The organism is Plantibacter sp. T3 (assembly GCF_902506515.1).
Taxonomy (GTDB): Bacteria; Actinomycetota; Actinomycetes; order Actinomycetales; family Microbacteriaceae; genus Plantibacter; species Plantibacter auratus.
In genome coordinates, this window is record NZ_LR733286.1 from 602326 (window position 1) to 613928 (window position 11603).

At 70.1% G+C, this 11603-nt stretch carries 10 protein-coding genes; 4 read left to right on the plus strand and 6 right to left on the minus strand.

The genetic code is table 11. The features are described from left to right. Positions 1-12: 12 nt before the first annotated feature. Both GV015_RS19105 and GV015_RS02985 read right to left on the minus strand, forming a co-directional pair. Positions 13-1554 (minus strand): S1C family serine protease, encoded by a 1542-nt coding sequence (locus tag GV015_RS19105; protein ID WP_236555310.1) that lies wholly within the window; start codon positions 1552-1554, stop codon positions 13-15. A 142-nt stretch (positions 1555-1696) separates the two neighbouring features. Further along, on the minus strand, positions 1697-2278 hold the full coding sequence (locus GV015_RS02985) for a TetR/AcrR family transcriptional regulator (protein ID WP_236555311.1): 582 nt from the start codon (positions 2276-2278) through the stop codon (positions 1697-1699). A 93-nt stretch (positions 2279-2371) separates the two neighbouring features. Between GV015_RS02985 and GV015_RS02990 the strand changes: the two genes are divergently transcribed. Beyond that, the gene (locus tag GV015_RS02990) at positions 2372-2995 is read left to right on the plus strand and encodes an NAD(P)H-dependent oxidoreductase (protein WP_159876482.1); all 624 of its coding nucleotides are present in this window, start codon (positions 2372-2374) and stop codon (positions 2993-2995) included. Here GV015_RS02990 and GV015_RS02995 read toward each other — a convergent pair. After that, positions 2970-6503 (minus strand): bifunctional RecB family nuclease/DEAD/DEAH box helicase, encoded by a 3534-nt coding sequence (locus GV015_RS02995; protein ID WP_159876483.1) that lies wholly within the window; start codon positions 6501-6503, stop codon positions 2970-2972. The two genes, GV015_RS02990 and GV015_RS02995, sit on opposite strands and share 26 nt — an antisense overlap. Before the next feature lie 214 nt (positions 6504-6717). On the opposite strand from GV015_RS02995, the gene GV015_RS03000 reads away from it, so the two are divergent. Further along, complete coding sequence (locus GV015_RS03000; RefSeq protein ID WP_159876484.1) at positions 6718-7110, plus strand: (deoxy)nucleoside triphosphate pyrophosphohydrolase; 393 nt, start codon at positions 6718-6720, stop codon at positions 7108-7110. Between the two features lie 18 nt (positions 7111-7128). On the opposite strand, the gene GV015_RS03005 is transcribed toward GV015_RS03000, so the two are convergent. From GV015_RS03005 to GV015_RS03015, 3 genes are all read right to left on the minus strand, one after another. Next, entirely contained in the window at positions 7129-8004 is an 876-nt protein-coding gene (locus GV015_RS03005) for a hypothetical protein (protein WP_159876485.1), read from the minus strand. 109 nt (positions 8005-8113) lie between these two features. Next, on the minus strand, positions 8114-8947 hold the full coding sequence (locus GV015_RS03010; RefSeq protein ID WP_159876486.1) for a siderophore-interacting protein: 834 nt from the start codon (positions 8945-8947) through the stop codon (positions 8114-8116). Between the two features lie 63 nt (positions 8948-9010). Beyond that, complete coding sequence (locus GV015_RS03015; protein WP_159876487.1) at positions 9011-10489, minus strand: MFS transporter; 1479 nt, start codon at positions 10487-10489, stop codon at positions 9011-9013. Between the two features lie 136 nt (positions 10490-10625). On the opposite strand from GV015_RS03015, the gene GV015_RS03020 reads away from it, so the two are divergent. Together GV015_RS03020 and GV015_RS03025 are read left to right on the plus strand one after the other, a co-directional pair. Next, entirely contained in the window at positions 10626-11261 is a 636-nt protein-coding gene (locus tag GV015_RS03020) for a uracil-DNA glycosylase (RefSeq protein ID WP_158596626.1), read from the plus strand. Between the two features lie 99 nt (positions 11262-11360). Continuing rightward, complete coding sequence (locus GV015_RS03025; RefSeq protein ID WP_159876488.1) at positions 11361-11573, plus strand: hypothetical protein; 213 nt, start codon at positions 11361-11363, stop codon at positions 11571-11573. Positions 11574-11603 lie beyond the last annotated feature (30 nt).

Below are 11603 nucleotides of genomic sequence, written 5' to 3' on the forward strand. Positions count from 1 at the left end.
CCGAGCGCGCGATCAGCCGACCGGGCCCTCGATCAGGGTCACGTCAGCGGTCTGCGAGGTCCCACGCGCCGTGGTCCAGGTGACGGAGACCGTCTGGCCGGGCTCGAGCGTGGCCATGGTCGCCGTCAAGGTCTCCGCGGAGTCGATGGCGGCACCGTTGATGCCCGTGATGACGTCGCCGGCTGCGAGGCCGATCGACGCCGCCGGCGTGTTCTCGATCACCGAACCGACCACAGCCCCCGGCACGGTCTGGGCTACGCCGGACGCGGCCAGACCGACCCCGATGAAGGCCGGGTAGCCGATCGAGACGGTGTCGGTCGCGACGCCGGTGCGGATCTGGTCGACGATGGACAACGCGTCGTCGATCGGGATCGCGAATCCGTCGATGTCGGTCCCACCGGAGGAGGCAGCGGTGTCGACGCCGACGACCTCGCCCTCCGAGTCGTAGAGCGGTCCGCCGGAGTCGCCCGACTGGATGTCCGCGTCCGTCTGGATTAGTCCGGTCAGCTGCTTGCCCGCCCCGGTCGTCTCATCCTGCACCGTGATGTCCTGGTCGAGGGCGGTGACGGACCCGTCCGCCGCGCTGGGCGTCCCACCCGTGCCTCCCGCGTTCCCGACCCCGGTGACGGCGTCACCGACGGCCGCGCCGCCGTCATCGTCGACTGCCACGGTGTCCAGCCCTGAGGCGCCGTCGAGCTGCAGGAGCGCGACGTCGTTCGTGGCATCCGTCCCGACGACGCGTGCGTCGTACTTCTCCCCGGTCGCCACGACGGTCACGACGATGCTCGTCGCTCCCGCGACGACGTGGTTGTTGGTCAGGATCTGGCCGTCCGCGGTGAGGATCATCCCGGTTCCCGCGGCGGCGGCCCCCTGGTAGGCCAGCTCGGTGTCGATGTCGACGACTCCCACGGATTCAGCGGCGGTGGCACTCCGGGTGTTCGCCGTCGCGGCATCCGGCGTCGCCTGCTGCGGCCCAGGCAGCCCGCCGGGAGCGCGGAAGCTCTGACCGCCCTCGTCCGGCACCGTCTCGGTCACCTGTGAGGAGGCGGCGACGCTCTGGAACGCGCCGGCCGCCAGCGAAGCGAGGCCGAGGCCACCGGTCACGAGGGACACGACCGTGGCGGCCGTCGCGGCGGCGATGATCCAGCCGATGGGCTGCTTCTTCGCGGGAGTGCCCGTGGTCGACAACGACTGGGGAATCGTCTGCTGTCCGTACGGTTGGGGCTGCCAGGTGCCGGAGGGCGCGGACTGGCCCTGGCCGGCGGCGTACGGTCCGTACTGACCCTGCGGGCCCTGGTGATGATCGGGCCACACGTGACCGCTCGTCGCGTGAGGAACCGTCGCGTAACCGAAGGGCGTCGTGGGCTCGCGTCGTGGACCACCCGCGGCCGTGTTGCCGGGGTAGCCGGCCGGGGGAGTGACGTCCACCCCGGGCTGGGGCTGATACGAGCCGGTGGGCGGCTGGTACGGGTCGGGTGCGGGCGACGGCTGCGGCGTCTGCGTGCCGTCCGCGGGACGCGGCTCAGGGTGTTCTGGATCTGGCGTGGTGTTCACGGGGATTCCTCTCGGCGGGGTGCTGAGATCATCTGACTCCCGCAATCCGAGTGAATCGTCTGGTTCGACTATGAACGACCTCTGAGCTTCCCGACCGTTTCCCGGATAAGGATCGTGCACAGGCTCCATGCGAGACGCGAACTCAGGGTCGCGTGAGCAACGCCTCCAGCGCGGGTCGGGCCTCCACCTCGGAGATGTGTCCGGCGACGACGAGCTCCGCGAGCCCATGGACCGCGGCCCAGACCGCCGTGGTCAGGGCGGCGACGACCTGCGGCTCGGCGCCGGGCGCCAGCGACGCCGTCGTCTCGGCGAGCAGCGCTTCGACGCCACCGATGAGTGGCGCCATAGCCTCGCTGGGCGAACCGGGGACACAGACTTCGGGGTCGTAGATTAGGCGGAACCGCTCCGGATGCTGCGCCGCGTAGTGCACATACGTCGAACCGATCCGGACGGCCGCCTCCCGTGGGTCTCGACCCGCCGTCGCCTCCCGCTCCTCGCGCATGGCGTCCAGGAGCTCGGCCATGCCGCGTTCACTCAGCCGCTTCAGGAGCGCGGTCCGGTCGCCGAAATGGTGGTACGGCGCGTTATGGCTGACTCCCGCGCGCCGCGCGACCTCTCGCAAGCTCAGCGTGGCATGGCCTTGCGTCCGCATGAGTTCGAGCGCAGCGTCCTCGAGCGCCGGCCCGAGGTTGCCGTGGTGGTACGCCGTCGTCGATCTTGACACAAGCAACATCGTACCCGTACAGTCGGTTCCGGCCGGAAGTGGACAGTGTCCAGATTCTTGGCACTGTCCAGACCTACAACTGTTGGAGAACTCATGCCCGCCCTCGTCATCGACGGACACCCGAACCCCGGGTCCCTGTGCGCCGCCCTCGCCACGAGCTACGCGGAGGCGCACGGCGACGCGACCGTCCTCGCCGTCCGCGACCTCGCGTTCGACACGAACCTCCGCCTCGGTTACACCCGCCGTCAAGACCTGGAGCCCGACCTCGAACGGGCGTGGGAGCAGATCCTCGCCGCGGACCACATCGTGATCGTGGCTCCGGTCTGGTGGGGATCGGTGCCGGCGCTGCTCAAGGGGTTCTTCGATCGCCTGCTGCTGCCCCGTCGCGCCTACCGGATGAAGTCGACCGGCCTCCCTGAGGGGCTGCTGGCGGGCCGCACTGGTCGGATGATCGTCACGTCGGACTCGCCCTCGTGGTACCTGCCGCTCGTCGGCGACACGACGGTGAAGCAACTCCGCACCACCACCCTCCGGTTCTGCGGGATCAAGCCCGTCGCCGTGAACCGGTTCGGTCGGGTGAAGGATTCGACCGTGGAGCAGCGTCAGCGGTGGCTCGCGAAGGCGGCGCAGAACGGTCGTATCGACGCGGCGCGACGGAATCCTCGCCCCTCCGCAGCCGCGGTGGAGCTGGTCAGTGGCCGTCGACCAACCGGATGAAGGCGCTGAGCTCGGCGACACCCTCCGGCGTGACCGGCAGGTACTCGGTGAGCGCGGGGGAGTGCACGAGGTACGCCGCCCACTGGGCGCGGGAGATCCCGACGTTCAGTCGGTTCTTCATCAACAGGAACGACATGCCCCGCGGGACGTCGGCGGGGGAGGACGCGGCCAGCGACACGATCGCGATGACGGCCTCCTGACCCTGGAACTTGTCGACGGTCCCGACGCGCACCGCGTCGAACCCGGCCGCGTCGAGCGTCGCACGGACGACGGCGACGTGGGCGTTGTAGGGACAGACGACGATGATGTCGGCCTCGCTCACCGGGTCGTCGATGCGGCCGGCATCCGGATCGGTCCAGCGGAGCCCGATGCTCGACCGGACGAGTTCGGCGACGCGGTCGGCCTCCTCCTGCGAACTCGTCGCATTTCCGACGTGGTGGACCGGGACGACGTGCAGTCCCGGCGCACGACCCTCCAGGCGCCGCTTCGTCGTGGCCGCTGCTGAGCGCAGCTCGCCACCGTACGACAAGCGCGAGACCGGCTCGGTGACCGCGGCGTCCATCCGCCAGGTCTCGTGGAGGAAGTAGCCGAGTTCCGGAGGGAGGACGTCGCGACCGTCGGCCACGAATCCGAGGGCCGAGGTGTCGATCGGTTCGGGATGCGTCCCCTGGCTCACCTGCGGCAGCTGCTGCGGGTCGCCCAGGAGGAGGAGGTTCCGCGCGGCGACGCTCGCCGCGATCGTGTATGCGAGCGAGAACTGGCCGGCTTCGTCGACGACGAGGAGGTCGAGCGACTTCCGGTCGAACCGGTTGGGGTTGCTGAAGTCCCAGGCCGTCCCGCCGATGACGAAGCCGCCGGCCTGCTCGGCCATGAACGCGCCATGACCATTGGCCGGAAGGACCGTGTAGCCGCGCTCCGCATCCGGGTCGGCACCGGATCGCAGGGTCTTCGCCACGAGCGCGGGGGAGAGCCCCGCCTTCACCACACGCTCGAGGAGGTTCTCGACGACGTCGTGCGACTGCGCCACGACCCCGATCCGCCAGCCGTGCTGCTGCACGAGGGCCGTGATGACGTGCGAGGCGACGTAGGTCTTGCCGGTTCCGGGCGGCCCCTGGACGGCGAGCGCCGAGTCGTCGAGGTCGAGCAACGCGGCGGTCACGTCTTCGATCGTCCGCCCGTCTCCACGGTGGGGGAGCGGCTCACCCGAGCTCGTGCGGGGCGGCCGTCGCCGCAGGATGTCGACGACGCCGTCGTCCGGCCACTCCGGAGCGGCGTCGAGGACCGCTTGCCCCCACTCGGCGATCGCGTCGACCTGTGTTCCGGGTCGCGGGGGAGGAGACGGCGTGAGCGCGACCGGCAGCTCCGTGTAGGGCTCACGATCCGTTTTGAGCGTCTCTTGGATGAGCAGGGAGTCGTCGTCGACGTCGAGGACCGTGATCTGCCCCGCCGGTCGCGAGCCGGGCTCGGCGCGGGGGAGCGTGTACGGTCCCGGGTGGTCGTAGACCGCGAACGGGTCGGCGCCGACCTTCACACTGCTGCCGGGAGCCCATCGGCCGCGGAGTCGGACGTGACGGCGGTCGCTGCGCTGCCGCCCCTCGCGGAACCAGTCGCGCTCGACGACTCCCGAGGTGACGGTGAAGACGTTCCGGGTGTCCTCCCATTCGTCGCGCGCGGCGATGAGTCGGGAGAAGTGCTCCTGCCAGAACGACTTGTGCTCGCGCCGGTGGTAGTCGATGGCGGCGGCCGCGAGCGCATACGCGGTGGCGTCGGCGGTGCGTTCCGGGTCGAGGGGGTCTCCGGCCAACGCCGTCAGCGCGTCGTGGAGCGGCGTCGGTTCGTCCACGAGGGGCTCGGGTGCGTCGGTGACGAAGGTGCCCGGCAGCACGCCCCGTTCCGCACCGAGGTCGAGCAACCAGTTCCGCAACCGACGGGTCGACTCGCAGTCGTACGCGTTGTACTCGGCGATCTCCGCGAGCTTCCGTTCGCCTTCGGCGACGAGCTCCGGGTCGTCGCTCCGACTCAGCTCGCGCGCCTCCGCGTAGGCGGTGATGGATGCCGCGGCGTCGGTGACGTCGCTGTCGCGGTGGTCCTCGCCCATGTAGAGCGGCTCGAGCTTCTTGATCGAGTACGACCGAGAGCCGACGCGCACCGTCTTCCTGACGAAGGGGTAGAGGTCGAAGAGCACGGCCTCGCGGAGGAGGTCGTCGATCGTGTCCTCCCCGACGCCGTGCCGAGCGGCCAGCGAGAGCAGGTGCGTCCGCTCGTACGCGGCGTAGTGGTACACGTGCATGCTCGGGAACTCGGCACGACGGGCGGTGAGGTAGGCGAGGAAGTCGATCAGGGCCGTGCGCTCCTCATGGAAGTCGTGCGCCCACCAGGATCGGAACCGGCCGTCGGTGTCGACGAGACCGAACAGGTAGTCGATGCCCCACCTCGTGCGGTCGCCCCGGCGGGCGTCGCCCGGCTCGCCCTCGGTGTACAGCGGGTCGCCCTCGAAGTCGAAGAAGACGTCGCCCGGATCGGGTTGCGGCAGGAGTCCGAGCGCCGTGGCGTCGTGCACGCGGAACGCCGGCACGCCGGCGGCAAGTGACGGCTCGAGCTGCAGGTGCGCCTGCTCTCGCAGCGCGGCGAGCGTGCTCTCGGCGATGCCGTCGACCGTCCCGCCGGCGCCACCCGACGGCCCGTGCTGCCCCGGTCGTTCGGTCGATCCGGTGAGCGTGAGCGACGCCAGATCGTCGATCGTGGCGATGCCGGCCGCCAGCAGGCGGTCGCGCTGCGTCAACCGGAGGCCGGCCACCAGCAGGACGTCGCGTGAGGCCGTGATCTCGGCGTCGCACCACGCGCATCGTCCGCAGACGCTGTAGCGCTGGTCGCCCCAGGCCACCGGCCCGTCGGCCTCGAGCCGTTCGGCGACGATCCGCAGCAGGCGCGCACGACGGCGACGGTACACCGGCAGGATGTCGGCCACCGCGTGGGTGCTGACGGTGCCGTCTCCCAGAATGAGGTCGACGTCGTCGTCGACCGGGATCCCGGCCATCTGCAGCTGCTCCACGTAGGCGGCAAGCTGGAGGAGGGCGGTCACCTTCGGAGAGCGCGCGAGTTTGGTGTCCTGCACGCGATACCGGCCGTCGGGCCGGCGCACGATGAAGTCGGCGAAGCCGATGAAGGATCCGTCGAAGAACGCGGCCTGGAAGACGACCGGGGCTCCGTCGCGGAACGCCGTGATCGTCGACTCGACGGCTGCGGCGAGCGCCACCGCGTCTCGGACGTCGGGGCGGTCGAGCTCGACGACGCCGGTACCGAACTCGGCGCGGTAGGACTCGAGGACGCGCAGCTCGTGCTGGTCGCCGAGCTTGGAGGTCCGCATGAGCATCTCGTCCTCGGGCTCGACGATCGGTTCGATCCGACGGAGCTTCGCGTCGACCGTGCGCAGGAAGGCGAACTCGCAGTAGGAGGCGTTGGAGAGGTCGCTGGCGCTCGTGATGGCGGAACCGTCGAGGAGGAACATCGGTGCGGTGGGTGCCTTTCGAGACGACTGCTGCGGGGGCTGGTCCGCCTCCGATCGCTGTCAGTCTGGCACGCACCACCGACCACAGCACCGCCGCGGGACGCAGGCTGTCGTCGGCCGAGGGGGAGCCGTCTGTGGAGCGGCGTCGGGCGTCCTCGATCCCGCGTCCCCTAGCCTGGACAGCGACCACGACGCCACGGGACGGGAGCGCATGATGACCACCACGATCCAGGTCGTCGCGGGTGTCGCCTCACAGGACGACACCGTGCTCGCATGTCGGCGGGCACCCGGGCGGGCGTCCGGAGGACTGTGGGAGTTCCCCGGCGGCAAGGTCGAGGCCGATGAGCAGCCGCAGGACGCGCTGACTCGCGAGCTGCTCGAGGAGCTCCACGCCGACGTCACTGTGGGCGCACTGCTGGACCGCTCCACGGTCGCCGTGGGCGAGCTCGTCATCGACCTCGCCTGCTACGAGGTCGTCTTCCGCGGTGCGCCCCCGACCCACAGCACCGATCACGACGAACTGCGCTGGGTCACGCGCGAGCGGCTCGGCGAACTCGACTGGGCGACCCCCGACCTCCCGATGGTCAGGCGACTCACCGCGAGTTGACCCCGGAGACGCGGCGTGTCAGTCGGCCGCGTGGAGCGGAATGCGCGCGAGCGTGCGCCCGCTCAGCACGAGATCGTCGTTGGTCGAGGTGATCGCCAGCTCGGTGACCGTCCACTCGAACAGGGTCACGTCGCGCCAACGCTCGAGGAATGCGGCGAGCGCCGCGGTCTCGGCAGCGTCGAGCTCATCGCGGAAGTGGTGCAGGCCGACCCCGACGAGCGGTGCTGGACGCCCGCCGACGGCCCGCTGGATGGGGGCGAAGGCGTCCGCGATGGCGGGCAGGTAACAGCGTCCGCGGTTGAAGCCGCCGATGACGGGGCCCGCCAGCCTGACCCGGAAGGGCGTGAACGCGCCGACGCTCGTCCGCAGCCCGTCGAGGAACCCGGAGTCCGCGTCGATGGACGAGAGCGTCGCGTGCAAGCGGTGGGCGCGTCGGAGCTCGATGCCTCGGGCGAGTTTGGGGGCGAAGGGTGCCGAGGCGAGATCGGCCTCGTAGCTCAGGAAGATCGGATCGACGAACAGTCGTTCGATCGGGACGGGGACGACGACCGCCAGGCGCGCCTCGGCGTACCGCCCGCCACGGTAGACGCCGTCAGGGCTTGCGTCGAGCGCGAGCGGGTGGTCGGCGTCGATCAGGGGGAGCTGGGCGTACCGGTAGCGCTCGTCGAAGGTGAGCGCCTCACCTGGTCGGAAGGTGGAGCGGACGACGTCCCAGCTGCGGAGGGCGTCGTGCGAGTGCGAGGACGTGTCCGCAGCGCTCGTGGCCGTTTCGGGGACATCGGCCTCGAACGCCCGGTCGGCGGATCCGCCGGTCACCGTCCGGATCAGACCCGTCGCGACGCCGGTCGGCAGCGCACCGATCGTGTTTCCGGACGCACCGGCGGGAGAGGGCATGTCGTGAGGTTAGTGGAGCCGTCAGCCCAGCGCGTCGGGGACACCCCGAATTCGGGTGATCGACCCAATTCACCGCACGGTCGACGCGAACGCCGGTTCGGTCGGACGATCAGTGCGCCTTGCCGGCCTTCCAGTAGCCGCAGAACATGACACGGTCCTTCGGCATGCCACCACGGACCCAGAGTCGACGCACGTTCGCGGCCAGGGACTGCTCTCCGACGACCCACCCGTAGCACGGGGCGGACGGCACTCCGAGGGCCGTCGCGGCGGCCAGCGCCGCTCGTCCGGGGACGTCGTGCGGATCCTCTCGGACCACCCATCGCAGCTCGACCCCGTCCGGGACACGCACGTCCTGCGCGTCGGCCGCGGACGGGATCTCGACGATCGCGGTCCCGACGGTCGACGCCGGAAGCGAGGTCAGGATGCCTGCGACGGCGGGGAGTCCGGTCTCGTCCGCGACCAGCAGCACCCGGTCGAGGTCCGCCGGGAGGTTGAACATGCGCCCCTCGTCCAGCAGCGCCACGGCATCGCCCACCTCGCATGACTGGGCCCAGCTCGCCGCGGGCCCCGCACTCCCCTCGGCGGCCGACCCGTGGATGATGAAGTCGATGTCCAGCTCCGGCCCGTCGGGGCCGTCGCGCCGGAAATCCCGCACCGTGTAGTTCCGGAGCACCGGGCGCACCGACTTGGAGATCGCGAGGTACTTGGCGTAGGCCAGCATGTCGAGCTTGGTCGGCAGCCGCTCGAGCCCGCCCTCGGAGACCGGGATGAAGAACCGGAACCACTGGTCGTAACCGAGGAACGTGAAGTCGGCGATGTCACCGCCACCGAGGGTGACCCTGGCGATGTTCGGCGAGATACGCGAGCGGCGGACGACCCGCAGCGTGAGGAGTGTCGCCGCCTCGGGTTTGATGCGCGCCGTCTCGGCATTCGTGCGAGCCACTCGAGCCCCTTCCTCCGGCGGCTCCGACGGCCGCGACTGAGGCTACCCTAACTCAGGTCACCCTTACTTGGAGGATCCGGGTGCGTCGGCGGCGACCTTCCGCGAACGGGTGTCGAGCAGCGCGAAGACGAGCGCCACGACCACGAAGCCGATCGTGACGAGGGTGCTGTTGCGATACGCGTCGTGATAGACGTCGAGCGAGGCCCCCGACGCATCGCCGCCGTTCTCCGAGTACACGGTCGCGTAGAAGGTGGCCGTCGCGGCGGCGAGTCCGACCGCGGTGCCGATGCGCTGGCCGAGTTGACCGATCGATCCGGCGACACCACCGGAGGCCACGGGGATGTCCGCGAGCATCAGCGTCTGGTTCGGAGAGATGACCGCGCCGCCGCCGATGCCGGCGAGCAGCATCGCGGCACCCATCGCGTACGGCGTGATCTCCGGGGGTGTGATGAAGGCGAGGAGCGAGTTGAGACTGAACCCCACCACGACCAGCACGAGCCCACCGACGACCAGGGGACGTCCGAGTCGGTCGACGACCCGACCGCTCAACCACGAGCTGACGGCCGAGGCGAGGGCGAAGGGGATCGTGATCATGCCCGCGAAGACCGGCTCGAGCCCGAGCCCCTGCTGCACGAACAGCGTGAGCGTGAGGAAGGTGGCCGGCATCGCCGCGAAGTACGTCGTGGAGATCAGGACGCCATTGCGGTAGCTGCCGAGCTTGAACAGGGAGAAGTCGACGACGGGTGTCTTCCCGGCGCGTTGATAGCGACCCTCCCACCAGGCGAAAAGGCCGGCGAAGACGGCGAACGCGACCAGCAACCACCAGCGCGCCGGGTCGTCGCCCGGAGAACCGGTCGTCAGGACGAACGGGAGCATGAGCGACAGCACGGCGAGACCGAGGAACACGATGCCCACCGGGTCGAGCGATCCGGCGCCCGCCTCGTGCGGCTGCTGCTTGGGCAGCAGTCGGGCGGCGATCGGCAACAGGATGATCGCGAGCGGGACGTTCATCCAGAAGAGCAGGCGCCAGCCGTCCTCCGGGCCGCCGATGGCGATGAGCAGACCGCCGAGCGTCGGTCCGAACGCCGTCGAGAGGCCGATGATGGCTCCGAAGAGACCGAAGGCGCGGCCGCGCTCCTTCCCAACGAACAACTGCTGGATGAGCCCGATGACCTGCGGCATCAGCAGACCCGCGGCGATGCCCTGGAGGATCCGCCCGCCGATGAGGATGCCGACGCTCGGTGCGACGGCGCAGGCGAGACTGGCCGCCCCGAACACGCTCAGGCCGATCATGAACATGCGACGCCGCGAGTGCAGGTCGCCGTAGCGCCCGGCGGGCACGAGGATCAGACCGAAGGCCAGGGCGTACCCGGCGACGATCAGCTGCAGGGCGGTCGGGCCGGCGTCGAGCGCCTCCTCGATCGACGGCAGTCCGACATTGACCTTCGAGAGGTCGAGGATCGTGAGGGCGGCGACCGACACGCAGATGGCGAACGCGCGCCACTTCGTCCGGTCGTCGGGGGCGGTTCGCTCGTCAGTCATCCTGGCCAGCCTAGGCCCGCGTCAACCCGGTCCACCCCGGCTTGACGGGCACGGATCCACCGTCCTGTCCAGCATCTTCAGCCTCAGAACCGGCTCAGACGATGACGGGGCAGCCGTCACGGGCTACGCTCGGAAGATGCATATGGATGCCCCTCGCGGGCTGCAAGACCCCGACGAACTGGCCGAACGACACCGCATGCTGGCCGAGTCGCCGGCACTCGCGCCGCTGCGCGACTGGTCGGACGCGATGATGACCCGCCGAGGACGGCGGCAGGCGGACCTCGTCCTCCCGCTCGTCGACCCGGCCGATGCGGCCGTCAACGCGAAGACACTGATCCTCCTCGACGCCCCGGGGACCCTGGCCCCCGACAGCCTCGACGCCCCGGGATCCGGCTTCGCCTCGGTCGACAACGACGACCCGATCGCCGAGAGCCTCTGGAATCTGCGGAACGACATCGGCTTCGACGACGTCATGGTCTGGAACATCGTCCCGTGGTACCTGAGCGCCGGGCGGAAGAAGCCGAACGCGCCCGAGGTCGCTCAGGGAGCGATGGAACTGCGTGCCCTCCTGCCCCTCCTCAAGAACCTGCGCGTCGTCGTCCTCTGCGGACCCCACGCCCAGGACGGTTGGTGGAAGCACGTCGAGCCCCTGCTCGGCAACACCTACAGCGCCTTCAACGCTCCGCACCCCTCGCCGTTGTCCCTGAAGCAGCCGGGTCGTCGTGAGGAGATCGAGAAGGTCTTTGCCCGCGCCAAACAGGTCGCCGGCTGATCACACACCCCCGTTCCGCAACCCCCTCGCCCGTCGGGCGAGGGGGTTGCGTGCATCCGAGGCCTCGTTAGGGTCGATGGACGAGGAGAGGAGCATCACATGGACATCGGCACCATCGTCATCCTCGCCGCGCTCGTCCTCCTGGCGATCGCGGCCGTCTGGTACGTGTCACGGCGAGACCGCGCCGCGCGCTCGGCCGACGAACACCATTCGCACGACAACGACGCGGAGGTCGAGCGCGAACGCGCGAGAGGCCTGGCCGAAAGCACCGGCGGCGTTCCGCGCCGTGGTGGCGGCCCGATGGGCGTCTGAGCCCACGAGATCGCAGAAACGGTCGCCATC

Coding starts and splice junctions, on each gene's coding strand:
- GV015_RS02995 (WP_159876483.1), bottom strand. CDS start 6,503: ATGTTCCTCCTCGACGGTTCCGCCATCACGAGCGCCAGCGACCTCTCC.
- GV015_RS03000 (WP_159876484.1), top strand. CDS start 6,718: ATGACCACCACGATCCAGGTCGTCGCGGGTGTCGCCTCACAGGACGAC.
- GV015_RS03005 (WP_159876485.1), bottom strand. CDS start 8,004: ATGCCCTCTCCCGCCGGTGCGTCCGGAAACACGATCGGTGCGCTGCCG.
- GV015_RS03015 (WP_159876487.1), bottom strand. CDS start 10,489: ATGACTGACGAGCGAACCGCCCCCGACGACCGGACGAAGTGGCGCGCG.
- GV015_RS02990 (WP_159876482.1), top strand. CDS start 2,372: ATGCCCGCCCTCGTCATCGACGGACACCCGAACCCCGGGTCCCTGTGC.
- GV015_RS03025 (WP_159876488.1), top strand. CDS start 11,361: ATGGACATCGGCACCATCGTCATCCTCGCCGCGCTCGTCCTCCTGGCG.
- GV015_RS03020 (WP_158596626.1), top strand. CDS start 10,626: ATGCATATGGATGCCCCTCGCGGGCTGCAAGACCCCGACGAACTGGCC.